This window comes from Paraburkholderia sp. (assembly GCF_035501035.1).
GTDB lineage: Bacteria > Pseudomonadota > Gammaproteobacteria > Burkholderiales > Burkholderiaceae > Paraburkholderia.
In genome coordinates this window covers 123310-147594 of the sequence record NZ_DATJWR010000069.1, presented here as the reverse complement: position 1 = coordinate 147594, position 24285 = coordinate 123310, and the positions used below count along the sequence as shown (strand labels likewise).

The 24285-nt window shown below is 66.6% G+C and carries 26 protein-coding genes; 20 read left to right on the top strand and 6 right to left on the bottom strand.

The genetic code is table 11. From position 1 onward, the window contains the following. The 5 genes from VMJ11_RS04965 to VMJ11_RS04945 all read right to left on the bottom strand — a co-directional run. Positions 1-365: PoNe immunity protein domain-containing protein (locus VMJ11_RS04965; protein ID WP_325617480.1), on the bottom strand; the 365-nt coding region annotated here is incomplete at its 3' end. 11 nt (positions 366-376) lie between these two features. Next, positions 377-1867 carry a hypothetical protein gene (locus VMJ11_RS04960; protein ID WP_325617478.1) on the bottom strand — a complete coding sequence of 497 codons (1491 nt, stop codon included), beginning with the start codon at positions 1865-1867 and terminating at the stop codon, positions 377-379. A 4-nt stretch (positions 1868-1871) separates the two neighbouring features. Next, entirely contained in the window at positions 1872-4703 is a 2832-nt protein-coding gene (locus tag VMJ11_RS04955) for a type VI secretion system Vgr family protein (protein WP_325617476.1), read from the bottom strand. A 505-nt stretch (positions 4704-5208) separates the two neighbouring features. Further along, positions 5209-8136 carry an AMP-binding protein gene (locus tag VMJ11_RS04950; protein ID WP_325617474.1) on the bottom strand — a complete coding sequence of 976 codons (2928 nt, stop codon included), beginning with the start codon at positions 8134-8136 and terminating at the stop codon, positions 5209-5211. Between the two features lie 37 nt (positions 8137-8173). Then, entirely contained in the window at positions 8174-8380 is a 207-nt protein-coding gene (locus VMJ11_RS04945) for a ChaB family protein (protein ID WP_325617472.1), read from the bottom strand. Between the two features lie 273 nt (positions 8381-8653). Here VMJ11_RS04945 and VMJ11_RS04940 point away from each other — a divergent pair, with 273 nt between their 5' ends. Beyond that, positions 8654-9148: a hypothetical protein gene (locus VMJ11_RS04940; RefSeq protein ID WP_325617470.1), complete on the top strand. Its 495-nt coding sequence runs from the start codon at positions 8654-8656 to the stop codon at positions 9146-9148. Between the two features lie 50 nt (positions 9149-9198). Beyond that, positions 9199-9849, top strand: coding sequence for a BON domain-containing protein (locus VMJ11_RS04935; RefSeq protein ID WP_325617468.1), 651 nt, complete (start codon positions 9199-9201; stop codon positions 9847-9849). On the opposite strand, the gene VMJ11_RS04930 is transcribed toward VMJ11_RS04935, so the two are convergent. Next, on the bottom strand, positions 9824-10045 hold the full coding sequence (locus VMJ11_RS04930; protein ID WP_325617466.1) for a hypothetical protein: 222 nt from the start codon (positions 10043-10045) through the stop codon (positions 9824-9826). The genes VMJ11_RS04935 and VMJ11_RS04930 overlap by 26 nt on opposite strands. Here VMJ11_RS04930 and atpD point away from each other — a divergent pair. From atpD to VMJ11_RS04840, 18 genes are all read left to right on the top strand, one after another. After that, complete coding sequence (atpD, locus tag VMJ11_RS04925) at positions 10044-11525, top strand: F0F1 ATP synthase subunit beta (protein ID WP_414694301.1); 1482 nt, start codon at positions 10044-10046, stop codon at positions 11523-11525. The genes VMJ11_RS04930 and atpD overlap by 2 nt on opposite strands. A gap of 10 nt (positions 11526-11535) precedes the next feature. Continuing rightward, the gene (locus VMJ11_RS04920) at positions 11536-11994 is read left to right on the top strand and encodes a F0F1 ATP synthase subunit epsilon (protein WP_325617462.1); all 459 of its coding nucleotides are present in this window, start codon (positions 11536-11538) and stop codon (positions 11992-11994) included. Next, positions 11991-12296 carry an AtpZ/AtpI family protein gene (locus VMJ11_RS04915; RefSeq protein WP_414694298.1) on the top strand — a complete coding sequence of 102 codons (306 nt, stop codon included), beginning with the start codon at positions 11991-11993 and terminating at the stop codon, positions 12294-12296. The genes VMJ11_RS04920 and VMJ11_RS04915 overlap by 4 nt, the downstream gene beginning before the upstream one ends. Continuing rightward, entirely contained in the window at positions 12289-12564 is a 276-nt protein-coding gene (locus VMJ11_RS04910; protein ID WP_325617460.1) for an ATP synthase subunit I, read from the top strand. Before VMJ11_RS04915 ends, VMJ11_RS04910 begins: the two co-directional genes overlap by 8 nt. After that, positions 12561-13259 carry a F0F1 ATP synthase subunit A gene (locus VMJ11_RS04905; RefSeq protein WP_325617458.1) on the top strand — a complete coding sequence of 233 codons (699 nt, stop codon included), beginning with the start codon at positions 12561-12563 and terminating at the stop codon, positions 13257-13259. The genes VMJ11_RS04910 and VMJ11_RS04905 overlap by 4 nt, the downstream gene beginning before the upstream one ends. Beyond that, positions 13256-13501: a F0F1 ATP synthase subunit C gene (locus VMJ11_RS04900; RefSeq protein WP_017774099.1), complete on the top strand. Its 246-nt coding sequence runs from the start codon at positions 13256-13258 to the stop codon at positions 13499-13501. The genes VMJ11_RS04905 and VMJ11_RS04900 overlap by 4 nt, the downstream gene beginning before the upstream one ends. Positions 13502-13510: 9 nt before the next feature. Further along, positions 13511-14260, top strand: a complete 750-nt coding sequence (locus VMJ11_RS04895) for a F0F1 ATP synthase subunit B (RefSeq protein WP_325617456.1) — start codon at positions 13511-13513, stop codon at positions 14258-14260. Beyond that, complete coding sequence (locus tag VMJ11_RS04890; RefSeq protein WP_325617454.1) at positions 14247-15941, top strand: F0F1 ATP synthase subunit alpha; 1695 nt, start codon at positions 14247-14249, stop codon at positions 15939-15941. The genes VMJ11_RS04895 and VMJ11_RS04890 overlap by 14 nt, the downstream gene beginning before the upstream one ends. Beyond that, complete coding sequence (locus VMJ11_RS04885) at positions 15938-16804, top strand: FoF1 ATP synthase subunit gamma (RefSeq protein ID WP_325617452.1); 867 nt, start codon at positions 15938-15940, stop codon at positions 16802-16804. The genes VMJ11_RS04890 and VMJ11_RS04885 overlap by 4 nt, the downstream gene beginning before the upstream one ends. A gap of 79 nt (positions 16805-16883) precedes the next feature. Beyond that, on the top strand, positions 16884-17534 hold the full coding sequence (locus tag VMJ11_RS04880) for a BON domain-containing protein (RefSeq protein ID WP_325617450.1): 651 nt from the start codon (positions 16884-16886) through the stop codon (positions 17532-17534). A gap of 145 nt (positions 17535-17679) precedes the next feature. Next, entirely contained in the window at positions 17680-18288 is a 609-nt protein-coding gene (locus VMJ11_RS04875) for an NAD(P)H-dependent oxidoreductase (protein ID WP_325617449.1), read from the top strand. Between the two features lie 74 nt (positions 18289-18362). Beyond that, positions 18363-19013 (top strand): BON domain-containing protein, encoded by a 651-nt coding sequence (locus VMJ11_RS04870; RefSeq protein ID WP_325617447.1) that lies wholly within the window; start codon positions 18363-18365, stop codon positions 19011-19013. Positions 19014-19102: 89 nt separating this feature from the next. Then, positions 19103-19333 (top strand): hypothetical protein, encoded by a 231-nt coding sequence (locus VMJ11_RS04865; RefSeq protein ID WP_325617444.1) that lies wholly within the window; start codon positions 19103-19105, stop codon positions 19331-19333. Beyond that, the gene (locus VMJ11_RS04860; protein WP_325617442.1) at positions 19330-19779 is read left to right on the top strand and encodes a CBS domain-containing protein; all 450 of its coding nucleotides are present in this window, start codon (positions 19330-19332) and stop codon (positions 19777-19779) included. The genes VMJ11_RS04865 and VMJ11_RS04860 overlap by 4 nt, the downstream gene beginning before the upstream one ends. 41 nt (positions 19780-19820) lie before the next feature. After that, positions 19821-20345 (top strand): flavodoxin, encoded by a 525-nt coding sequence (locus VMJ11_RS04855; protein ID WP_325617440.1) that lies wholly within the window; start codon positions 19821-19823, stop codon positions 20343-20345. After that, positions 20342-22678 carry an FAD-dependent oxidoreductase gene (locus VMJ11_RS04850; protein WP_325617438.1) on the top strand — a complete coding sequence of 779 codons (2337 nt, stop codon included), beginning with the start codon at positions 20342-20344 and terminating at the stop codon, positions 22676-22678. Before VMJ11_RS04855 ends, VMJ11_RS04850 begins: the two co-directional genes overlap by 4 nt. Before the next feature lie 47 nt (positions 22679-22725). Next, complete coding sequence (locus VMJ11_RS04845) at positions 22726-23688, top strand: acetyltransferase (protein ID WP_325617436.1); 963 nt, start codon at positions 22726-22728, stop codon at positions 23686-23688. A 108-nt stretch (positions 23689-23796) separates the two neighbouring features. Further along, entirely contained in the window at positions 23797-24267 is a 471-nt protein-coding gene (locus VMJ11_RS04840; RefSeq protein WP_325617434.1) for a YbhB/YbcL family Raf kinase inhibitor-like protein, read from the top strand. Positions 24268-24285: the final 18 nt, after the last annotated feature.

The window sequence follows — 24285 nt, the reverse complement described above, 5'->3', positions numbered from 1 at the left end:
AGCTTGCAAAGGGCCAGAAGCCAGAACACGTACACATACGCGTCGATCTGCGTGATTTCCAGCGTGTCAGGATCATTAGGCTTTGAAATATCGTTTTCAATGAACACATCAAAGCGCTTGATGACTTCTGGAAACTGCTCCCGCAATTCCTCGATGGGTTGCCCAGCGGTGTAATTGAGCAGTAAAAGCTCCAAATAATGCCGTGCGATGGACCATCGAAGATTTGATGGTCCGGTCGGTGCCATAGGCCGGCCTGAGGTTAAGGCCTCAGCAGATTTTTGTATTCCACGTTCATAAGCTCCTTTCGTTCCAGAATATTCCTTTTCAGTCAGATATTTCTGCCGTCTCTGCTTTGAAAAATCCATAGTTGCTTATCCTAGTTGTAACCATTATCTTGAGTTTGTTGCGGAGCTGCCTCGGGTTCTGGCCGATCAATCTTCATGCTCGCCTGGTCTACGTCGATAAAGACAAACAGCTTCGACTGCGAGCCAACTGGACCGGGGAGGCAGATAAAAATCCATCGAGCGTAACCATCGATGTCGATCTCCCTCTGAGTGTCCGCTACATCATCCTCCGTCATATTTCCACTTTTTACATTCCTGTTTAACGCCTGCTCAGTTCTAGGGGTAATCCACCTAGTTCCCATCTGCGTTCCGTCTTTTTGTGTCTCACCAAGACTCCGCTGCGCGGCTTTTTTTATACCCTCGTCATCGCCGGACTTGAACGACTGGTCGATGTTCTTCGCCTCGAACACCACGAATCGCGGATAGGTCGGCTCGCCGGATTCAGGATTGGTGTAATTGTACTGAGGCTGCGGAGGGCGAGCCGTTTCAGGGATGAACTTCAACTCGCCGCCCGGTGCCGGCTGCGCCACGTGCGGCGGAGCGGGGTTCGGCGCGTTCATCGGCGGAATCTTCTCGAACAGGCCGTCCAGTCCCTTGCCCTTCGGCGGATTGATCAGGCGCCTGTACCTGAGCGAGTCCTCCATGAGGGTGTAGCCATTGTTCTCGCACTTCTCGCCGTTCTGCTTGTTTTTCTCGATCTGCGGCAGGCTCACCACAGTCTGCGTGTTCGGAACCAGCTTGACCTGCTCCTGCGGCGCGGGAATGGCAAGCGTATTCTGATGCGCAAGCGCCTGCTGTTTTTGCCTGGCTTGCAGATACTCCTTTTCTCCGTCGTTGAGGCTCGGGGAATAGGTAAGCAGTGCGATAGTCCGAATGACCGGAAATTTCGTGATCGCTTCTATCGCCAGTCTCAGGGCCGACTTCTCAGCCTGACCCTCAGCAATCGTCGTCCCTGTTTTCGCCGCGTCACCGAGCCAGCTGCTATTGTCGGGTACAACGAAGGCAAGCGCGCCACTTGCGGCTCCACTGAGTTTCTTTTCCTGATCGGACAGAATTTTTAGCCATGCGTTCGCTTCAGTCTGCGTCTTTTGCTGGCCCGCGCCCCAGTCGAACCCCTCAACATAGTTCTTTGCGTTTCCGTAGGCGTGAAAGTGCATGAACGCGCGAACATCGGGCCACTTCCCACCATCGTCCACGATTCCGAGAAAGGTACGCGCTGCGCCGTAGCTCGGCATAAAACCGGAAAAGAAAAAGCTGATCTGGTCGGACACGAGCGAACGATTTCCGCCCGACATCACGTAGCCCAGAAAATCACGCGTCAGGTGCAGGAAGTCGTCGGATTCGTGAAGCCCTTTCACTCGGGATACCCATAGCCCTGCAATGACGTCTGCTGATTTCAGCCTGCGCACTGTCTGGAGTGGATAAATGCGTGCAAGGAATTGCTCGATCTCTTCGGCCGCCATCACGACTGCGCTGCCCTGGTCAGCCTTTACGCTTTTTATCGGAATTGTTATATCTGCCATGCCCTTATCCTCTCAGGCTCTTTACCAGATCGATTGCTGCCTGTTCGTCGCTTGCGCTGCCCGTATAGCGGTTGGCCTGTTTCGGCGTCGCGCTCCACTCGCGCGCATCCTCCAGGAGTTCGCCCGTTGCCGTACCCGGAGGTACACCCTCAAGACGCGCGTAGCCATTCGCGTCGAGTTTGCCCGTCACGATAGAGCCATCACCGAGTGTGACCTTGTAGGGCGTACCCTTGACCGCCGCGATGTCGTCATACTGATGCGAGATTTCGAGGAAATCCGGTGTATTGCCAATCGGCCCCGGCAGCACCTGGCGTTGCGAGTCTGCGCCCTGTTTGCTCCATGTCGCGCCCTTTTCGAGAATCGTTCCGGGCGTCCCGTTTGTGATACCACTTGCGGTAATCTGGATATACGAGCCGCCCGCACCGATCCAGATTTCCTTGGCCGCTGTAATCACGACCTTTCCATTCGTGCTCGTTACCGCGAAATCCTTGAACGACTGGAGCGCCATTTCATCATTCTGTGCCTGCATCTCAACCTTGCCTTTTCCTGCAATGAGCCGGATGCCGGCCTGCTGCGCGAACAGTGAGACCATGCCGAGCACTGAAGCAAAGAATGACTTGGCCCCCGCGATGCTGACGTTGCCGCCAGCTGTCATGGCGACATGATCCCCCGCCATGATGTGCGCGCTGTCCGTTGCCGCCACGTGAACGTTGGCTGCGCTCGATATCGTGATATCGGGCTTTTGCAGTTCGGGGAAAGAGTCAGGGCCACTCGAAGCCTGCCCACGAACGGCGGCGTTGGCCTCCTTGATCGCATCCGACACGTCGCGCTGATTACCCGTATCGTCCTGTGCGCCGTGTTGCTGCGCGCGATGCGCCGAGTCCTCATGCAGGCCGCGCGCCTGGGTCAGTTGTGCGTGCGTCTCGGTCATGTCCTTGACCTTGCCCCGCGCATTGAGTCGCCCGAAGGTCGTAAGCACCAGGCCCTTTGCTGCGCGCAGTACGCCCCAGAAATCGGTCCGCACCTCGAAGCCCTCACCGCGCGCGTCCTGCCGTCCATCGTTGCCGTCGATGCGCGTGTTGAATCCGACACTCAGGCTCGACTTGCCGTGATCGCTCGCAAGCTGCGCCTGCTGTTGTCCGTTCGTGTCGTCCAGCGCCAGATGGTTTGAGGATGAGCCACCCTCCATGCGGCTGCGCATGCCCACGAGCCATTGATTCCGTGGTAGCTCCCACGCGGGCATGTTCGTGGCGTTGACAACGCTCCCGTACACGAAGGGCATGTCGGGATTACCGTTCACGTACCCGATAATGATTTCGCTGCCGATGCGCGGAACCGCAGTTGTGCCCATCTGCCTGTTTTGAGAAGGCTGCAACGGATAAATCCAGATGAATGAATTCTGGTCGTACTTCCCCTTTCTGTCGGGTACGAGCTGGCACCGGATGCGGCCATGTGCATCAGTCCAGATTTCCTGTCCCTCCGGGCCAGTGACAATCGCGCGCTCGGGTTGAACCGTGGGCCATTCTGTCTTGAAGGGCAGGCGGAAGTATTCGCGCACGGGCTGGACGACAAAATTCGTTTCGCACGTAAATTCCTGTGCTGTGCCGCTTGCCTGCCCGGTGTCCCTGATTTTCAGTTTCGCAGACACAACGAGCCATACCTGGTTGAACTTCGCAACCGGATATTCAGTCAGGTTGAACGTGTGCGCGGGAAGCAGTCCGCGCATGTTGCCGTGGCCCTTCGCGCGCAACCCGTTGCACCTTAACGACTGCATGCGCACGAGCGCCGCGAAACGCGCTTCCGCGTCCACATCATTGGGATGGGCATTCAGTCCCATTGCACCTTGTAGCGGCTGACTCACGTTGGCATAGGTGTAATACTCCTGATCTGCGTTGGCCGTATCGCGCGGGTGTGCGTCATTTCCGCGTAGCGGCGTATTCACGCGCGACATGCGGGGCTGTGTCTGGTCGTGGTCAACGGTCGTTACGCTGCCTTCGGTCTGCATGCTCGCAACTTCGAGCCGGTCGATGTGCTCTTCGTCAAAGCGGTTATCGGTCGAATAGCGCAGCGTTTCGTACGCTTCGCCGTGCGATCTGAACGATCCCAACGAGTCCGCAACGACAATCGCGTGTGTTCCTTTCTCGTGGCGGAACCACCAGAAAAGGCCGTTTGCCTCACACTGGCGCTGAAAGAACGTGAAGTCACTTTCGAAGTGTTGGCGGATCAGGTCGCGCTGAGGGTAATGGTCAATTAGAAGGGGGCCTTGTGCCTTCCAGTCCACTCCCATCGGATAGCGGGCAAGAATGGACTGCAGAACTTCTACAATCGTGCAATCCTGGAATATGCGGTAATTCCGGCCTTTCTTTGCCAGGGCCAAGGCCGGTTCAATGACGAATTGATAGACCATCGCCCGGTCGTCGCGGCGCACGAACCTGGCTTTCGTCACGCATCCCGAAATCCGGCGTATGTGGAAGCCCCGGTTGCCTCGCCCGCTATCTCCTGGCATGCCGGGAATAAATTCCCCCTTCCCAGGGACGTCGATGGATAACGTGACCTCGGTTCCGACGATGCTGTCGAGGTCGAACGTGATGACGTCGGGATACGAGGGAATGTCAATATCCGTTCGGCAATGCACGACATAGCGATAGGTCTTTCCGATAGCCTCGCGCCCCTCAACATCGACCGGAATCAGAACCGGGCGCGTCTTGTGCTCGTGGTCATCGGGTAGCGCCCAGCTATCAGGCGGCGACCATCGCGGCAGTGCTGGCCCGTCAATCTCGAGGTTACGCTCGGGCTTTTTGTAGACTTCGGGAATGCGGTCTGAATGATTTTTCATGGCGCTCCCAGGCGAGCGACACTGCGCGCGGTTACGGTGTTGTCCATGTGCGATACCTCTCGTTTGAAAAGGTGATGCGAGGGCGGAGCCGCAACGTTTCCTCCGCCTAACCGGATATATTGTTTTCCCCTAATTCGATTCATCTATCGGAGCAATCTGAAAATCGAACCAGATTCGATGCGCGCTGCATTTGATGAATTGGAAAGAGACATTTATTTGACCTCTGGCAAAAACTACCTAATATGGCCGTTAATCAGGACGCTCCGATGCTGTCGCTGAATCTCGAAGCCCGCGCAATGCGGGCTTTATCGTTTTCAACGTCTCCCGAACTTCCTCACCATGAGCGACTGTTACGCGGACACTGCTGCAGCCCTGCGCGACGCGGCTACGCCACGCGGTTGGGCTCGCGTGAGCCGCACTGTGCACTTACCAAGGGCGGCCTTGCGCGGGAGTCCGTCGAACCGCGACACGCTAAAATCAATCGTTTAGTTATCCTTCTATTTTGTTACGGCTGTGGCAGCGTAGCACCGTCCCTCGACAGGCTATGACTGCCCGGCATTTCGCCCGGCGCGGCCAGCGCGCCTGCATCAGGCTCACCGCATCGTGCAAGCAGCGCCGCGCGCGTGCGCTCGCGCAGGCTCGCCATCGCGCGAAAATCGGCGCCCTGCGCGTAGATCGGATCGAGCAATTCGATCTCGATGTTGCCGCGCTCCGGTATCCAGTGCCCATCGCGCAGTGCCAGGCGTGCGCCGCGCACCGCGACGGGCAGAACCGGGCGGCCTGCCAGAACCGCCGCGCGAAATGCGCCCAGCCTGAACGCACGCAGGCCGGCCGCGGCCACGAAGGTTCCCTCGGGGAAGAACAGCAGCGTTTCGCCGGCACGTGCGCAGTCTACGAGGCGCGCTTCGTCGGCGAGGCTCTGGCCATAGTCGTCGCGCGCAACGAAGCGGGTTCCGAGCGCGCGCAGCAGGCCGCCCACGAACGGACGTCCTGAAAGGTCCCGCTTGGCGACGAAGTGAACGGGTTGCGGCAGTGTGGCGAGCAGCACGACGACGTCGAGATAGCTCGTATGATTGGCGGCCAGTACGGGGTGCGCCGCCGCATCGAAGCGCTCGGCGCCGCGCAGCGTCGCGTTCAACCCGATTGCGCGCAATACCATGCGGCAGGCTCGAGCGGCTGTGCGCCAGCGGCGCGCGGGGTCGCGATCGACCGTCACGAGGAGCCAGACAGCGGAAAACGCGAGTCCGACGAGCGACCAGCACCAGGCACCGCGCGCGATGCGCCGCAGCCACGCACCGCCCGCATGCGCGAGCGGAACCGCATTGGCGGCAGCGAGCGCGAATGTTTGACGCCAGGGCGCGAAAGCGCCCGCCGGTTGCTCGGGCGCGGTGCCGTGACGCAGGCGTTCTATCGTCGCGGCCCGGCGGATCTTGCCGCCCGGCGTTCTGAGGATGGCGTGGGGCGCGACGAGCATCACCCGCTCGGCGGGTGCCCCGCACAGCCGCCGTGCGACGGCGTTCACGCGCGCTTCCAGATCGGCGCGCTCGGCGCTCTCGCGCAGCGAGGTTTCGACGATCAGGACGAGACGCTCGGTGCCAGCCAGGGGATCGGGCTCGCCGCAGGCCGCGACGCCGCCCGCCTCGACGCCGCTCAATTGCGCGAGCGCATGCTCCAGTTCGTCCGGGAAAATGTGGCGACCCGCGCGAATGATCAAATCCTTGGCGCGCCCGGTGATGAAAAGGTCCCCCTCGGCGAGATAACCCAGGTCACCGCTGTCGAGCCAGCCGTCGTGCGCGAGACGCGCGGTTTGCTCGGGATTGCGGTAATAGCCAGCCGTCGCGCTCGCGCCGCGAAACTCGATATGGCCAACGCGGCGCTCGGCGAGCGGCTGCCGCTGGTCGTCCACGATACGCAGCCCGGTATCCGCGAGCGGATAGCCGCAGGCGACGAGCGCAAGCGGGCCATCGTCCTCGCGCGCCTTGACGGCTTCGCTGCGCGTACTGAGCGCCTCGCGTTGCACGTAGTCGACGCGCAGGCCGCGCGAGGGCGCAGGAAACGTGACGGCAAGCGTGTTCTCGGCGAGGCCATAAACCGGCGTGATGGCGCGCGCGTCGAACCCGAACGGCGCGAAACGCTCGGCAAAGGCACGTAGCGTATCCGGATTCACGGGCTCGGAACCGCAGAACGCGAACCTCAACGAGGCGAGATCGAGCCCGGCGAGCTGGCGCTCGGGCAGGCGCCGCGCGCACCATTCGTACGCGAAGTTGGGCGCGGCGGTGATCGTCGCCCGGTGTCGGGAGATCGTCTCCAGCCAGATGGCGGGACGCGCCAGAAACGCGAGCGGCGACATCGCCACCAGCGGGAAGCCGAAATAGAGCGGAGCGAGCCACGCGCCGATGAGCCCCATGTCGTGATAGAGCGGCAGCCAGGTCACGAGCTTGTCGCTGGGCTGCACCATCATGCGCTCGCCCATCGCGCGGATGTTCGAAAGCAGATTCGCGTGGCTCAGCATCACGCCCTTGGGCTCGCCAGTGCTGCCCGAGGTGTACTGGAGGAGGGCAAGGTCGTGCGGCGCGGTGCTGACGAGCGGCGCCTGCTCGTCGTTTTCGCGCGGCGGCGGGGCAAGGGCCGCGCTCGTGACGATCTGGCGCAGCGTCGGGACCTTCAGTCTGAGCAATTGGGCAACGGGGCCCAGCAACGCCGAAGCGATCAGCGTGGAAACCTCGGCGTTCGCAAGGATCGAGGCGTGGCGCTCGACGTGTTCCTCGAGCTGCGCCAGGCTCGTGGGCGGATAGATCGGCACGGGCACGGCCCCGCACAGCATCAACGCCGCGAAGGCGATGAAATAGTCGGCGCCGGTTGGCAGCATGAGCGCGACACGCGCGCCGGGGTCCACGCCGAGTGCACGCAGGGCGTTGGCCGCGCGCGCGGCGCGCTGAAACAGCGCCCCGTAGGTGAGTTCCGTGGAGGCGCCGTTTTCGACGAGCGTGAGATGGAGCCGGTCCGGGTGCCGCTGCGCGTGCCATTGGAGCACTTCGGCGAGCGTCTCGGCGTGGCCGGGTGCCTCCAGCGAGGGGGCGCTTCGCGGTTCGGACTGAGGCATCGCGCGGGGCTCGGCCTCACGCGGCGCGGCCTCTGCGCCCAGTTCGATCGCCTTCAGGAGATCCGCGGGGGTAACCGCGGCAAACGCGTCGGGCGGCAGGCGCACGGCGAAAGCCTGCTCGATCCGCTCGGCAAGTTCGGCGCGCGCGAGGCTGTCGAAACCGAGATCGCGTTCGAGTTGCGTACTCATCGAAACCCGCATCGAAACCCGCATGGAAAGGCCCGTCGAATCGCGGCCGAAATCGTGCGCTTCGCCGTGCAATTCCGTCGCGAGCGCAGCGATGAGTCGCAGAAGGCGTTCAGCGCGGGTGTCGTCGGGCGGCGTATTCATGGGGTGCCATCGCACAGGTGAAGCGGGGAGGGATCGCTCAACGCGGCACCCAGTACATGCCCGCGCGGACATACAGGCGCTTCACGGCGCCCCATGCGATGCGGCGTGCCGCTTCCTCGCGGCGCGGGTCCAGGGCGTGGTCGGCATAGGCGTGGTTGAACGCGGCGCGGAAGATGTCCTGCGCATGCGGTGGCAAATGATTGCGTACGCCCAGAGGCAGGTCGTCGTTGGTCAGGTAGGGCATGGCGCAGAGGTGCGGATCGCGCACGAAGTCAATGGGAGCAATGGAGAGGCTCGCGCGTGCGGGCGCACCGGCGTCTGATTCAAGTCAAGGGAAGCGCGATCTGGCCTGCGCACACGCGCGCTTGTGCGCCGACGCCCCCGTGCCGCAGAGATTTCTGATTCAGGTCAATTGCGCGCGCGGCACCGCCGTTAGATTGAGCGAGGAATTCGGCCTGCCGTGCGAAGCCGCGCGTCGCGGATCTGGAGACGGCACTCGATCGATCAGGAGATTGACATGAGCGACATCCATCGGAGCTTGCTGGTTCAGCCAGTGCCCATGCTGGGCGTGGGGATGCGGATGATGCAACTGGGGTTCGACGAGCTGCAGGCGGCGCTCGGGCTGCAAGCGAAGCGCGTCGAGCGCGACCGTGCCGCCGTCCAACACGCCTGCGACGCCCTGCTGGATGCGCGCACCTACGATATGGGGACCTTCGTCAATACATGGCAGGCCCTGACGCGCGAGTACTTCGCGGCCAGTGCCGCCCTGTTCGAGCAGAGCCAGGACCTGGCCATGCGAAACCAGACGGCACTCGGAGCCTTGTTTCGAGATGCGGTGCTCGACTTCGAAAAGGTCTGCGTGCGCGCTCAGGCTCAGGCGTCGCCGCAGGCCGGCGCCGTGCCGCAGGCGGCCGACTGGATGACTTACCTTGGCCGATTCGCGGGCGTGCACCCGAACGGCGAGGCGGCGCCTGCGAAGTCCGCAAGCGGCCCCACGTCTGCCAACGCGTGATTATCAGGAATCCGATTGAATTGATGACGCAGGCGCGAACGGAGCACACCATGAAAACCGATGCGCAGTTGAAACAAGACGTCGTGGACGAACTCGAGTTCGACTCCGGTCTGGACGCGGCGCGCATCCAGGTCGAAGTGGCGGACGGGGCGGTGACGCTCGGCGGGTTGGTGCCGACGTTTGCCCAGACACACGCGGCCGAACGCGCCGCGCAGCGCGTGAGCGGCGTGCGCTCAGTTGTGAGCCGCATGCGGGTGGAACTGCCGGCGGCTGACCGGCTCGGCGACGACGCGCTCGCGAACACGGCGCGCGCCGTCCTGCACTGGACCGTAGGCGTGCCGCAACGGGCCGTGGAAGTGGCGGCGGCGGACGGTCATCTCTACCTGAGGGGGACCGTGGAATGGGATTGGCAGCGTGAGCTCGCGATCCGGTCGCTCGTGCGGCTGCGTGGCGTGACCGGAATCACGAGCCGTGTGCAGGCGCTTCGGCGCATGGATGCGCGCAAGATCGGCGAGCGCATCCGCAGGGCGCTGCAGCGTTACGTCGAAGACGAGGCAGCTCGCATTCATGTCGAGATGAGCGAGGGCATCGTGACGCTGAAAGGGACGGTCGCCTCGGAAGCCGAACGCGCCGTCGCGCGCGGCACGGCGTGGACGCAGCCCGGCGTGTGCGCCGTCATCGACGAACTCGTGCTGGCATGACGCCAAGGAGAAGCGCCGTGTCCACGAGCCCCGAACCGAACGCTGTTCCGGCTTCCGGTACTTTCAGCGCTTCGGGTGCTTCCGGCGCTTCGGGTGCTTCCGGTGCTTCGGGTGCTTCCGGCGCTTCGGGTGCTTCCGGTGCTTCGGGTACTTCCGGCGCTTCGGGTGGTTCCAGCGCTTCGGGTACTTCCAGCATTTCAGGTGCTTCCGGCGCTTCCGCAGCTTGTACCGGATCCGCCGCCGCCACCGCTACGCCCGTGCCACGCACCGTCGGGCGCGTGAGTGCGTTGCGCGGCGCGGTGCTGGACGTCGTGATCGAGGCGGGACCGCTTCCGGCCGTCGAAGACGCGCTGTCGATCGTGCGCGACGACGGCTCGCGTCTCACCGCGGAAGTCGAGGCGCACCTCGGTGCCACGGTGCTGCGCGCGCTCGCGTTGCAGTCCACGGCGGGATTGCGGCGCGGCGAGCGCGTCGAGGCGTACGGCGGCCCGCTCGAGGTGCCCGTGGGCGACGCGGTGCTAGGCCGTCTGCTCGACGTGAGCGGCACGGCGCGCGACGGCGGGCCGCCGCTCGACGCCCACGCGCCGCGCCGTCCTGTTCATCGCGCGGCGCCGCCGCTCGCGGCGCTGCATGGTTCGACCGAGATCTTCACGACCGGGATCAAGGCGATCGATCTGCTCGCACCGCTCGCGCAGGGCGGCAAGGCCGCGATGTTCGGCGGCGCCGGCGTCGGCAAGACCGTGCTGCTGATGGAGCTGATTCATGCGATGGTCGAGCGCTACCAGGGCATCTCGGTGTTCGCGGGCGTGGGCGAGCGTTCGCGCGAGGGGCACGAAATGCTCGCGGACATGCGCGGATCGGACGTGCTCGCCCGCTCGGTGCTCGTGTACGGCCAGATGAACGAGCCGCCGGGCGCGCGCTGGCGCGCGCCGCTCACGGCGCTCACGATCGCCGAGTACTTCCGCGACGAGAAGCGGCAAAACGTGCTCCTGATGATCGACAACGTGTTTCGCTTCGTGCAGGCGGGCGCGGAGGTGTCGGCGTCGCTCGGGCGCATGCCTTCGCGGGTCGGCTATCAGCCCACGCTCGCGAGCGAGGTGGCCGCGTTGCAGGAACGGATCGTCTCGGTGGGCGACGCGGCGGTGACGGCCGTCGAGGCCGTCTACGTGCCCGCCGACGATTTCACCGATCCCGCCGTGACCACGATCGCCGCGCACGTGGACAGCATGGTCGTGCTCTCGCGCGCCATGGCGGCGGAGGGCATCTATCCGGCCATCGATCCGATCGCCTCGTCGTCGGTGCTGCTTGACCCGATGGTGGTGGGGGCGCAGCACGCGGCGGTCGCGATCCAGGTGCGACGGCTCATCGAACATCATCGCGAGCTGCAGGACGTGATCGCGCTGCTCGGCGTCGAGGAACTGGGCGCCGAGGACCGGCTGCTCGTGCAGCGCGCACGCCGCCTGCAGCGTTTTCTCACGCAGCCGTTCGCGGTGACCGAGGCGTTCTCGGGGCAGCCGGGCCGCTCGGTCGCGATCGCCGACACGCTCGCGGGCTGCAAGGCGATACTTGCCGGCGAGTGCGACGACTGGCAGGAGCAGTCGCTTTTCATGGTCGGCACGCTCGCGGAGGCGCGCGAGAAGGAACGCGCCTCCGCCACCGCTGGCGCGCTGGCGTAGGGGCACACGCATGGCCGGCACGCTGCTCGAACTGACGATCGCCACGCCGCTCGACCTGGTGGTGAACCACGAGGCGGCCGGCTCGGTGCGCGCCGAGGACGAGAGCGGTTCGTTCGGCATTCGGCCCGGTCACGCGGACTTCATCACGATGCTTTCGCCTTCGGTGGTGCGTTGGGTTTCGCCGGACGGAACGCACCGCTATTGCGCGGTGGACGGCGGCGTCATGACCGTATCGGGCGGAGGCAAGGTGGCCGTTGCGTGCCGCGAGGCGATCGTCGGCGACTCCCTCGGGCGGCTGGAGCGCGAAGTCGCGCGCGTGCGCGCGGCCCAGCTCGACGCCGAGCGGCGCGTACGCGTGGAAACCGTGCGCCTGCATGCGCAGGCGGTGCGGCAGATGCTGCGCTACCTGCGCGGCCCCGTCGTGCCGGACGGGCAGGAGATTCCGGCGGCCCAGGAGCGCGGGCGATGAACGATCCGTCACACGAGACCAACCACATGGCGCGGGCCGCGCGCGACGCAGCCGAGCGCGAGGCGCGCGGCCGCGCGCAGCCCGAGCCGTCGCTCGGCAACCGGCTCGGGCAGATCGGCATTCTCGGCTGGACCATCGTGCTGCCCACGCTCGCGGGCCTCGCGATCGGCCACGTGCTCGACCGCTTCTTCGGCACACGCGTGTTCTTCTCGGCGCCGATGCTCATGCTCGGCGCGGCCGCGGGCCTCTGGTTCGCGTGGAAATGGATGCATCGCCAGGAAAGGGGTAATCAGGATGACTGATCATTGGTCGATCTGGACCTGTGTGGCGGACCTTGCCGCCGGAACGGCGCTCGGTGGCGCGCACTTCGCCGCGCTGCGCTGGAATGCACGGCTCTTTGCGGCGGGCCGGCTGGGTGTCGCGCTCGGCGCTCAGGCCGTGCGCTGCGTGCTGACCGCGCTGCTGCTGTTCGCGCTCGCGCGCGTGGGCGGCGCGGCGCTGCTCGCGGGCATGGCCGGACTGCTGGTCGCGCGCCAGGCGGCGCTGCGCATCGCGGTGCTGGCACGATGAGAACCTCGCCGCTTGCCACCGCGCCGCTCTGGCATATCGGCGCGCTCCAGGTCACGGCGCCCGTCGTCGTCACGTGGGCCATCATGGCCTGCATGGCCGCCGCCGCGATACTGCTCACGCGACGGCTTGCGCTTAAGCCCTCCAAAACGCAGACCGTGCTGGAACTCGTCGTCACGACGCTCGACGCCCAGATTCGCGACACCATCGAAGGCGACCCCGCCCCGTACCGCGCGCTGATCGGCACGCTCTTCCTGTTCGTGCTGGTGGCGAACTGGTCGTCGTTGTTGCCGGGCGTCGAGCCGCCGACCGCGCACATCGAGACCGACGCGGCGCTCGCGCTGATCGTGCTCGCCGCGACCGTCTTTCACGGGCTGCGCACGCGCGGGCTGCGCGGCTATCTCGCGACCTTCGCCGAGCCGAGCTGGGTGATGATCCCGCTGAACGTCATCGAGCAGCTCACGCGCACCTTTTCGCTCGTCGTGCGCCTGTTCGGCAACGTGATGAGCGGCGTGTTCGTGGTCGGTATCGTGCTCTCGCTCGCGGGGCTGCTCGTGCCGATTCCGCTGATGGCGCTCGATCTGCTCACCGGCGCCGTGCAGGCATACATTTTCGCGGTGCTGGCGATGGTGTTCGTCGGCGCCGCGGCGGGCGCGGCACGCTCCGACGCCGGCCATCGCGCACAGGGGCAACCATGAACCTCATCGAAATCGTCAGCATCGCCGCCGCCGCGCTCGCGGTGTCGTTCGGCGCCATCGGGCCGGCGCTCGCCGAAGGCCGCGCCGTCGCCGCCGCGATGGACGCCATCGCGCGCCAGCCCGATTCGGCGGGCACCGTCTCACGCACGCTGTTCGTCGGCCTCGCGATGATCGAAACGATGGCGATCTACTGCCTCGTGATCGCCCTGTTGCTGCTGTTCGCCAATCCGTTCGTCAAGTAAGGCGGCGCCATGCATATCGACTGGTCGACGCTCGCGCTGCAGACGGTCAATGCTCTCGTGCTGGTCTGGCTGCTCGCGCGCTTTCTGTTCCGGCCCGTGGCGGATATCGTCGCGGCGCGGCAGAAGGCGGCGCAGGCGCTGCTCGCGGAGGCCGAGTCGAGCCGCCGGGCGGCGCAGGCCGAGCAGGCCGCCGCGCGTGACGAAACCGCGCGGCTCGCAACCTCGCACGAGGCGGCGCTGCAGGCCGCCGAGGCGGATGCCGAAGCGCACAAGGCCACACTGCTCGCGCAGGCGCGCGCCGAGGCCGCACAATTGCGTGCGCAGGCCGAAGGCGAGATCGAGCGCGAGCGCGCCGCGCAGGCGCGAGCCATCGAAGACGACGCCGTGAGGCTCGCGGTGGAGATCGCGGGGCGCCTGCTCGATCGCATGCCGCCAGAGGCGCGTGTGCGGGGCTTCATCGGCGGCACGGCCGAAGCGCTGGCGAAGCTGCCGCCCGAGGCGCGCGCCGAATTCGGTGCGCATGGCGAGCCGCTTGCGCTCGCCGCGCCGCGCGCGCTGAGCGCCGACGAACTGGCGGCCTGCGAGGCGGCGTTCGGCGCGGCGCTCGGGCGCGAGGTCACGCTGCGCGTGCGCGACGATCCCACGCTGATCGCCGGGCTCGAACTCACGGGCGCGCACGCGGCGGTGCGCAATCACTTGCGTCACGATCTCGACGCGATCCGCGAGGCGCTGCTGGAGCACGGCGGTGTGCGCCGCTGAGTCCGAATCACGGTGGCTCACGCGCGCGCACGGCGCGCTCTCGCGCGTGCGCTTTGCCGCCGAGGCCCAGACGTTCGGTTGCGTGGAGCGCGTGGCCGATGGGGTTGCGCGCATCTCGGGGCTGGCCGACGTGGCGCTCGACGAGACGGTGCGCTTCGCGAGCGGCGCGACTGGGTACGTGCGCACGCTCGACGCCGATTTCGCGAACGTCGTGTTGCTCGACGGCGCGGCGGGCGTGGGGGCCGGCGAGCGTGTCGAGCGCACGGGTGCCGTGCTTCACGTGCCGGTGGGCGCGGACCTGCTTGGGCGCGTGATCGATCCGCTTGGCCGGCCGCTCGACCGTGGCGAGCCGCTCGACGATGGCGGCCGGAGGACATGGCTGCCGGTCGAGCGTCCTGCGCCGGCCATCATCGAGCGGGCCGCGGTGAGCGAGCCGCTCGAAACCGGCGTGCTGATCGTCGATTCGCTGTTCGCGGTTGGACGCGGCCAGCGCGAGCTCATCATCGGCGACCGGGCGACGGGCAAGACCGCGCTCGCCGTCGACGCGATCGTGAACCAGCGCGCGAGCGACGTGATCTGCGTCTACGTCGCGGTGGGCCAGCGCGCCACGGCGGTGCAGCGCGTGATCGAGGCCGTGCGCACGCGCGGCGCGCCGCATCGGTGCATATTCGTGGTCGCGCCTTCTTCGGCTTCGCCCGGCATGCAATGGATCGCGCCGTTCGCGGGCTTCTCGGTCGCCGAGTATTTCCGCGACCGCGGCCAGCACGCGCTCGTCGTGATCGACGATCTTTCGAAGCACGCGGCCACACACCGCGAGCTGGCGCTGCTCACCGGTGATCCGCCGGGCCGCGAAGCGTACCCTGGCGACATCTTCTATCTGCACGCACGGCTGCTGGAGCGCGCGGCGCGGCTGAGCCCGGAGCTGGGCGGCGGCTCGCTCACCGCGCTGCCGATTGCCGAGACCGACGCGGGCAATCTCTCCGCCTACATTCCGACCAACCTGATTTCGATCACCGACGGACAGCTCGTGATGGACGCGGCGCTCTTTGCTGCGAACCAGCGGCCCGCGGTCAACGTTGGGTTGAGCGTGAGCCGCGTGGGCGGCAAGGCGCAGCCGAAAGCGCTGCGCGAGGTGGCGGGGCGGCTCAGGATCGACTACGCGCAGTTCCTCGAGCTGGAGATGTTCGCGCGCTTCGGCGGCCTCACGGACGCGCGCGTGAGCGCGCAGATCGCGCGCGGCGAACGGATTCGCGCTTTGCTCGCGCAACCGCGCTTTAGCCCGCTCGGCGCCGCCGAGCAGATTGCGCTGCTCGGTGCGCTCGCCGACGGCGAGTTCGATGCGCTGCCCGCGAATGCCGTTGCGCACGTCCGCGAGCGGCTCGCGCAGAGAGGCGCGCAAACGCCGCGGGACGCTCCGTATAACGAAGCATCACAGAGCATAGCCGCGCTGCGCGAGCAGGTGCGTGAGGGTATCGCGGGTATTGCGGGCAGCGCGGGTAGTACGGGCGGCGCGGGCGGCAGTGGCAGCACCGACGGCGCAGGTGGCACAGGTGGCGCAGGTGGCGCAGGTGGCACAGGCAGCACAGGTGGCACAGGTGGCACAGGTGGCACAGGTGGCACAGGCAGCACAGGTGGCACAGGCAACACAGGCAGCACGACGCCCGATAAGGGGACACCATGAGCGGCAAGCTCGGCGAGATCGAAGCGCGGATCGCGGCCACTCATCAGCTCGAAGCCGTGGTCGGGGCCATGCGCGGGATCGCGGCGTCGCGCTCGCGCGACGCGCACGCACGCCTTGCCGGCATCCGCGCGTGTGCGGCGGCGGCCGGGGCCGCGATTGGGGAGGTGCTCGCGTTCGCCCCTTCCAGCGCATCGGCAAGCGCGGCGCTCGCGCAAGACGGTGCCGAGGTAGGCATCGTCATCGGCTCGGAGCAGGGCTTCGTCGGCGGCCTGAATGACCGGATCGCGAGCGAAGCGCTAGGGCGCCCACGCAAGCGCGCATGCCAGTGGCTGCTGGTCGGCACACGGCTCGTGAACGCATGCGCCGAGCGCGGCCTCAATGAAGCGTGGTCCGCCCCCATGGCCGCGCATCCGGCGGCGGTTCCGCGTCTCGCGGCCCGCGTGACCGATGCGCTCTACGCAAGTCTTGCGGACGGCGAGCGCGCAACGCGCGTAACGGTCACGCACGCGCTGCCAGGCGAGTCCGGGCTGCGCATCGTGCAGCGCACGCTCATCCCGTTCGATTTCGCACGCTTTCACATGACGCCGCGCGCGCTGCCGCCGCTCGTGAACATGGCGCCCGCGCGGCTGCTGACGGGGCTCGTCGAGCTCTACATCTCCATCGAGCTGTGCGAGGCGCTGATGCTCTCGTTCGCCGCCGAGAACGAAGCGCGTGTGCGCGCGATGCTCGCCGCGCGCACGAACGTGCAACAGCGGCTCGCGGGGCTTTCGCAACAGTATCGCGCGATGCGCCAGGACGAGATCACCTCGGAAATCGTCGAGCTGACCACGGGGCGCGAAGCGGCGCAGCGCGCCATGAATTGATCGACATCAGCCTTGCGGCGTCGCCCTGCGCGAAGCTTGAGGCGGCGTGACCTGGCATGCGCTCGAACAGGAGAAGGCGATGAAATCCGATGAGGCATTGAGAGAGGAAGTGGTATGCGAACTCGCGTGGGACCCGGCGGTAGATGCGTCGCGCGTGGAGGTTGGCGTGCAGGATCGCATCGTGACGGTGTCGGGCGCGGTGTCCGGCTACGCGCAAAAGATGGCTATCCAGCGAGCCGTCGAGCGCGTGGCCGACTGCCAGGCCATTGTCATCGAGCTGACGATCGAGCCGCCGCCGGCCCTCGTGCACCCGGACGTCGATCTCGCCGAAGCCATCGTGGTCGCGCTGCGCTGGCAGGCGGGCCTTGCCGAGAGCCAGGTTCACGTCGAGGTGGAGCGCGGTTGCGTGACGCTCAGCGGCGACGTGGACTGGGGCTATCAACGCAATCTGGCCGAGAAGGTGGTGAGCCGCATGCGCGGCGTGATGGGCGTGGCCAACCGGATCGAGGTGCGCAACAGCGACGCCGTGGCGCACGTTGCCGAGCACATCTCGGCGGCGCTCGCGCGCCGCGCGCAGCGCGAGTTCGCGGGCATCCACATCACGGTGGAGGGCGGCGTGGCGACGCTGAGCGGCACGGTGTCGTCGCTGCGCGACCGGCGTGCGGCATGCGGCGCCGCGTGGGCGACGCGCGGCGTGCGGCGCGTGGTGGACAAGCTCGTCGTCGCGTGAGCGAGCGGGCGTGAGTGCATGTGGCCACGGGCGGGGCGATCCCCGCATGATTGACGTGTGTCAATCGGATGGCGGCGGGAACGCGCACGATGGACCTGCCAGCGCGGCTACGCCACGCGGCGCGTTTTCGAAAGGAGTCCCTGCCATGCAGAAACACCTGATCGTGGTCGCGCATCCGGTGGAAGACAGCTTCACCATGAGCGTGGCGCGTGCCTACCTTGGGGAATTGATACGGGTAGGCCATGACGTGCGAGTTCACGACCTGTATCGCATGGGGTTCGATCCCGTGCTCTCCGCGCAGGAGTTGACCGAGCAAAGCGACGTGCACGTTCGCATGGCCGACGTCGTGATCGCGCAGAAGGACGTGCTCGCGGCGGATGTCGTGACGGTTGTCTATCCGCTGTGGTGGATGGCGATGCCCGCGATGATGAAGGGCTACATCGACCGCGTGTTCAGCCGGGGCTTCGCGTATGAAACGCAGCCGGGAGGCGTGCACGGCCTGCTCTCCGGGCGCCGCGCCGTCGTGGTGACCGTCTCGGCCGCGCCGCTGGCTTCGTTCATGGCGGACGGCCGGTGGCAGGCCATGCAGTTGCTGCAGGATACGCACGTTTTCCGCGCATCCGGTTTCGAGCTGATCGGGCACCTTCATTTCGACGAAGTCGGCCCGTCCATGCCTGCTGCCACGGCCGCTGCCCATCTCGCGCAGGTACGTGAGTTCGTCCGTGGGCATTTCGCCCCGGTGCCGGCGGCATGAATCACAGAGGACACGAACCCGCGGCGACCTGCCTCAAGGGTTCGCGTGCGGGGCGAAATCAGGAGTGGAGTGCGATGAAATCCGATATGGAATTGAAACATGACATCGAGGCCGAGCTTGCCAGCGACCGGTCGATCCAGCCGGCGAATATCGGGGTGGAAGTCTCGAAGGGCGTGGTGACGCTGTCGGGCCATCCGTCGAGTTACGCGGCGAAGCTCGCCGCACAAAGGGCGGCCGTGAGGGTTGCGGGCGTGCGCGGAATTGTCGTCGAGATGGAAGTGCGCGTGCCGCGTCACGATGAGCGCAGCGACGAAGACATTGCGAACACGGTGCGCTCGATTCTCGAATGGACCGTCGGCGTCAACAATCAGGACGTCCAGGTGGAGGTCGAGAAGGGCTGGGTCACGCTCATCGGCGAGTGCGACTGGGGCTACCAGAGCCACGCCGCGGAGCGCGCGATCTCGCATTTGCGCGGCGTAACCGGTGTGACCGACAAGATTCGCATTCGCGGCGAAACCTCGGCCGAAGACATCGCACGTGGGATTCGGGCCGCGATTGGCCGGCACAGCGAACGCGAAGCCAGGCACATCGAAATCAAGATCGACGGCACCACCGTCACCCTGACCGGCAAGGTCGCCTCGCACGCCGAGCGGCAGCTCGTCTACGGCGCGGCCAAAGCGACGCCGGGTGTGCGCACGATCGTCAATCTGCTGAGCGTCGAATGAACCGTGCTGCCTGGCGTCCGAGGCGCCCGGCAGCGCAAGTCATACGGGTTGCACGGGTCACGCGTGACGGCAATGCAGGAGGCACTCCCATGTATCGCTTTTTTCGTCGATTCGAACGGCTGGCGTTCGGGATCGTGACGGCTTCGGCCATCGTATGCACGGGCTTTCTCGTGATCCACCGGTTCGGTGATGCGTTGATGCCCGACTTCGTGACCCAGCAAGCGGCCGATGCCGGCATTCCGTTCGCGCTCGTATGCGAGGAAGCGACCCAGGTGGGTTCATGCGATCAACTGCTGACCGAATTGAAGGGGGCGAAATGAACGGCGCTGCGCTTTGCACACGCGAGGTCGCGACCTGCGACTCGCAAACGTCCATCGTCGAAGCGGCAGCGCGAATGCGCGAGCGGCACGCGGGGGATCTCGTGGTGGTGAGGGAGGACGATGGCGTGCGCGTGCCGCTCGGCGTGCTGACCGATCGCGACATCGTGCTGGCCGTCGTGAGCCCGGACGCCGCGGCGGGCAAGCTGTACGCCGGCGACGTGATGTCGACGCCCGCGGTAGTCGCCCAGGGCGACGACGATATCTGGCTGCTCGCGAGGCGCATGCGCCTGCATGGCGTGCGCCGGCTGCCGGTGGTCGGCGAAGACGGCGGGTTGATCGGCATCGTCTCGCTCGACGATCTGCTGCATGCCGCAGCAAACCTGCTCGACGAACTGCGCCTCATCGCGCAGCGGCAACAGCATTTCGAAGAGAAGCGCCGCAACTAGCGCGGCGTGGTTCGCTTCGGCGCAACCTTATGGAGGTGGCCTTGAACGCACCATCACGAATCCTCGTGGTCTTCTATTCGCGCAGCGAGACCACGGCGGAGGTTGCCGGGCGGCTCGCCGCCGAACTCCAGGGGGACTTCGAACGGCTGCACGAGGTGGAATTCCGGCGGCGCGCGGGACCTCTGGGCTTCCTGCTTTCGATCCTCGACGTGGTGCGCGAGCGCCCCGCGCACCTGCAGCCGATGACGCACACCCTCTCCGATTACGACGTCGTCCTGATCGGTACGCCGGTGTGGGCGGCGCGCGCGTCGACGCCGGTCGCGACGTGGCTTTCGCTGCACTGGCATCAGTTGAACACGGTGGCGTTCTTCTGCACGATGGGCAAGCGCGGCAGCGAAAGCACGCTCGCGCAGATGGAGCGGCTCGCGCGGCGCACGCCGATCGCAACCTGTGCGATCTCCGCGCCGGACATACAGGGCGACGCGGCAGTCGAAAAGGTCGCCCGCTTCGTGCTGACGATCAAGGACGCCCTGGCCGCGCGCGAGCGCGAGGCGGCGCACCGATGACCACGGCCGAGCGGGGCATGCGCGAGCGGCGCTTCGATTACCTGCTCGTGGGCGGCGGCATTGCGAGCGTTTCGGCGGCGCGCACGCTGCGTCACGAGGAGTCCGGCGCGAGCATTGCGATCCTGTGCGGCGAGCCGGTGCTGCCGTACCGGCGACCGCCGCTCACGAAAGGCTTCCTCACCGGCAAGATGGGCGCCGCGCGGGTCACGATTCACCCGGCCGACTTCTACGAGAGGCAGGACATTGCGTTGCTGCTGCACGCGAGGGCCGCGGCGCTCGATCGCACCGCGCATCTCGTCCAGCTTGAAGCCGGCCGCGCGGTGGGCTACGGCAAGTTGCTGATCGCCACGGGCGCGTCCCCGCGCATGCTCGACGTGCCCGGCGCCACGTTAGCGGGCGTGCATCGCGTGCACGATATCGGCGACGCCGTCGCGCTGCGCACGCATGCGTGCAGCAAGCGCCGGGCGCTCGTGATCGGGGCCGGCTTCGTGGGCGTCGAGGCGGCGGCCGCGCTGCGCGAACTGGGCCTCGAGGTGACGCTGGTCGAGCGCAGCGGGCAAATCTTCCCGCAGTTGCATTCGGCCCTGCTCTCGGCGCGCTTTGCGAAGCTCTGCGCGCAGCATGGCGTCGAAGTGCTGACCGGCCTCACGGTCGAGCGCTTCACCGGGCAGGGCGGGGTCACGGGCGCGGTGCTGCAGGATGGCCGCGTGCTTGCGTGCGATCTGGCCGTCGTCGCGACCGGCGTGTCGCCGAATTGCGCGTTCCTGGCTGGCAGCGGCATCGAGGTGGCCGATGGTGTGCTCGTCGACGAATGCCTGGAGTCGTCCGACCCGGACGTGTACGCGGCGGGCGACGTGGCGAACTTTCCCGACCCGGTGCTGGGCGCGCGCCGGCGCGTCGAGCACTGGGACAATGCGGTGCGCCAGGGTCGCCTCGCGGCTCGCAACATGCGCGGCGCACGCATGCCGTACCGCGACGTGTCGATCTTCTATGGCGACGTCTTCGACGTGCCCTACAACATCCTGGGCGATCCGTCCGATGCCGATGAGGTCGTCGAGCGCGGCGAATTCCCGCAGCGGCCTTACTCACTGGTATTCACGAGGCACAACGTGCTGCGGGCGATGTTCTCGATCGGCGCGCCGGCCGACGAAGCGCTCGCCGCCGAAGAGATGATCCGCCACCGGCGCAATCTCGCGCGCAGCGGAGCCGCGCTCGCGCAAGCGGGCTCGCGGCTGGGCGCGATGCCATTGCAGACCGTGCTCATCCTGCAGGGCGGCGGCGCGCTCGGGGCGTTCGAGGCCGGGGCGCTCGCCGCACTGGAATCGCATGGCATTCGTCCGGATATCGTCTCGGCGGTGTCCATTGGCGCGTTCAATGGCGCGGTCGCGGCGAGCCACCCCGGGCATGTGGCCAAGGCGCTCGACGCGTTCTGGCGCGAGCTGTCGATCGAGGGCATCGCCACACCGCCATCCTGCGCGCACGTGCGCCAGACCGAGCTCGCCTGGCATCTCGCGCTCTTTGGCGTGCCGAATTTCATGCGCCCGCGCTGGTGGCTGGGCGCCCCGCACGCCGGCAGCTTCGCGCCTTGGTGGACGAGCTACTACGACACCCAGCCGATGCTCGCGCTGTTGCGCCGCTACGTCGATTTCGACGCGCTCGCGGCGAGCCCGACGCGGCTCTTGCTCGGCGCCGTGGACGTGGCGAGCGGCGAGCGACGCATCTTCGACAGCTACGTGGACCGCCTGACGCCCGAGCATCTGCTCGCAAGCGGCAGCCTGCCGCCCGCGATGCCGTGGACGAAGGTTGCGGGCCGCGCGTACTGGGACGGCGGCATCGTCAGCAACTCGCCGCTCGATCTCGTGATCGAGCGCTGTGGCCAGGTGGCGGGCCGCGTATTCGTCGTCGATCTGTTTTCCGGCGAGCGGCAGCTGCCGTCGAATCTGTTCGAGGTCATGCTGCGCCGGGACGAGATTGTCTACGCGGACCGGGTGCGGAACGATCTGCGGTTCGAGGAGAACGCCAATGACTTTCGCGATCTCGTCGAGCGCATCACGGGCCAGCTCGACGCGGCGACCGCCGCGCGCGTGCGCCAGTCGCCGGAATTCATCCGCCTGATGGGCAGCCGCGCGCCGGTGCAGATCCACCGCATCGCGCTCGACGGCACCGGCATGGGTTGGGCGACGTTCGCGCGCGACTTCGATTTTTCGGCGGAGTCGATCGCGGCGTTGCAGAAGCTTGGCCGTGCTGCGGCGTTGAAGGTGGTCGAACCGGACGAAGCGAAGCCGCGCAGCGGCGAGGCGGCCGCCGACCATGAGGACGAGATGTGCAAATAGCGCACGCTGATGCAGGGAGATGCAAGCGAGAGGATGCGGGTAGCCCGATGCAGTACTTCGACGTATGCAACGGCGACGCGGACGGCCTGTTCGCGCTGCATCAACTGCGCCTCGCGACGCCGCGCGACGCGGTGCTGATCACCGGGCGCAAGCGCGACAATGCGCTGCTGGGGCGCGTACCGGCGAGCCATGGCGACCACGTGACGGCGCTCGACCTCTCGTTCGACGTCAATCGCGCCGCCGTGCTCGCGCTGCTCGCGCGCGGCGTGACGGTCGACTATATCGACCATCACATGGCGACCGACTTGCCGCGCCACCCGCTGCTGCACGCGGACATCGATACGGCGCCCGACGTTTGCACGAGTCTGCTCGTTGACCGGCGCCTGGGCGGCCGTTTTCGCGCATGGGCGGTAGCGGCAGCGTTCGGCGACAACCTGCCGGACGCCGCGCACCGGCTCGCCGGGCTCGCGGGCATCGATCCGGACGACGAGGCGTGCCTGCGCGAGCTGGGCGAAAACGTGAATTACGCCGGCTATGGCGACTCGGAAGACGATCTGCTGGTGGCACCTGCGGCGCTGTACGCGCTGCTCGCGCCGTATGCGGATCCGCTCGATTTCGTCGCGGCTTGCCCGCTGCTCACGACGATCGGGCAGGCGCGGCGCGACGACCTGAAGCTTGCGTGTGCGCAGCGCCCGTCGGCGGCCTCGGCGGGCGCCGAGGTCTACACGTTGCCACGCGAGCGTTGGGCGCGCCGGGTGCGGGGCGCTTTTGCGAACCGGCTTGCTCTCGCGGCGCCCGAGCGCGCGCATGCGGTGCTGACGCCCGCAGCCGATGGCTTCTGGACCGTGAGCGTGCGCGCGCCGCTCGCGGCGCCGTTTGGCGCGGACCGGTTTTGCCGGGCCTTCGGCGGAGCGGGGCGATCCGGGGCCGCGGGCATAGGCCGCCTGCCGCGCGCGGCGTTCGATGCGTTCGTTGCCGCGTTCCGGCAGGCGTACCCGGACCCGCGATAGCTGGACCGCTGATTCGCGGCCCGGTAGCAAGGAAGTCGCAATGTAGCCACCTTCGAAGCATCAATGTGAATCGACCCGGTGAATCCCCAAACGAGTTTGCAACGCCTTATGAACCTGATCCTGACCTCACAGGCCTTCCGCGACGGCGGCGAGATTCCGGCCCGCTACACCTGCACGGGCGCAGACGTGTCGCCGCCGCTTGCGTGGTCTGGCGTGCCTGCCCACGCGAAGAGCCTCCTGCTGATAGTCGATGACCCGGACGCCCCCGATCCTGCCGCGCCACGAATGACATGGGTCCACTGGCTGCTCTACAACATTCCGCCGACCAGCGTGGGTCTGCAAGAGCACGTCGGGGCGGACACGCTGCCGGCGGGCACGCTTGAAGGAACCAATGATTTCCGGCGCACCGCCTATGGCGGCCCGTGCCCACCCATTGGCCGTCACCGCTACTTCTTCAAGCTCTATGCGCTCGACGAGGTGCTGCCCGATCTCCGCCACCCTTCGAAGGCTGTACTGGAAAAAGCGATGAAAGATCACGTGATCGGCGATGCGCAACTGGTCGGCACATTCCGGAAATGACGCACCACGCTGGATGCG